The sequence below is a fragment of the Streptomyces chattanoogensis genome, assembly GCF_001294335.1.
Classification (GTDB): Bacteria; Actinomycetota; Actinomycetes; order Streptomycetales; family Streptomycetaceae; genus Streptomyces; species Streptomyces chattanoogensis.
In genome coordinates, this window is the sequence record NZ_LGKG01000042.1 from 1 (window position 1) to 618 (window position 618).

General features: G+C 70.2%; 1 protein-coding gene and 2 pseudogenes. All 3 read left to right on the top strand.

Going from position 1 to position 618, the window contains the following annotated elements:
• Nucleotides 1–287, top strand: a 287-nt coding sequence (locus tag ADL29_RS45965; RefSeq protein ID WP_281181788.1) for an ATP-binding cassette domain-containing protein, incomplete at its 5' end; no start/stop codon positions are given.
• Nucleotides 256–327 (top strand): annotated as a pseudogene (locus ADL29_RS46490) (hypothetical protein); the annotation flags it as partial. The gene ADL29_RS45965 and the pseudogene ADL29_RS46490, both read left to right, overlap by 32 nt.
• Before the next feature lie 49 nt (nt 328–376).
• Nucleotides 377–618: pseudogene (locus tag ADL29_RS45970) on the top strand (ABC transporter ATP-binding protein/permease); the annotation flags it as partial.

A 618-nucleotide genomic window follows, 5' to 3' on the forward strand; every position in this document is an offset into this window, starting at 1 on the left:
GTAAGTCGACGGTCGCACGGCTGATTCCGCGCTTCTACGACGTCGAGTCGGGCTCGGTGTGCATCGGCGGCGTCGACGTACGAGACATGCGCAGCGAGGCGCTGCTTCAGCAGGTGGCGCTTGTCTTCCAGGAGCCGTTCCTGGTGGCGGGCACGATCGCCGAGAACATCCGCCTGGCCCGCCCGGAGGCGACGGACGACGAAGTCCGGGCCGCCGCCAAGGCCGCCGCGGCACACGACTTTCATCGTCGGAGAGCTGCCCGAAGGGTACGAGACCGAGGTCGGTGAACGCGGCGGTCTCCTCTCCGGCGGACAGCGGCAGCGCATCACCATCGCCCGGGCAATCCTCTCGGATGCGCCCGTGGTGATCCTGGACGACGGCGTTCGCCGATCCCGAGAGCGAAGCCGCCATCCAGGACGCCATCGCCCGGCTCACCGTCGGCCGGACCGTGCTGATCATCGCCCACCGGCTGTCCACGATGGTCGACGTCGACCAGATCGTGGTGCTCGACGGCGGCCAGGTCGTCGAAAGGGGCCGCCACGCCGACCTGGTGGCGGCCGGTGGCCGCTACGCGCAGCTCTGGGCACGTCACGAAGAGGCCGCGCGCTGGGGGCTCAC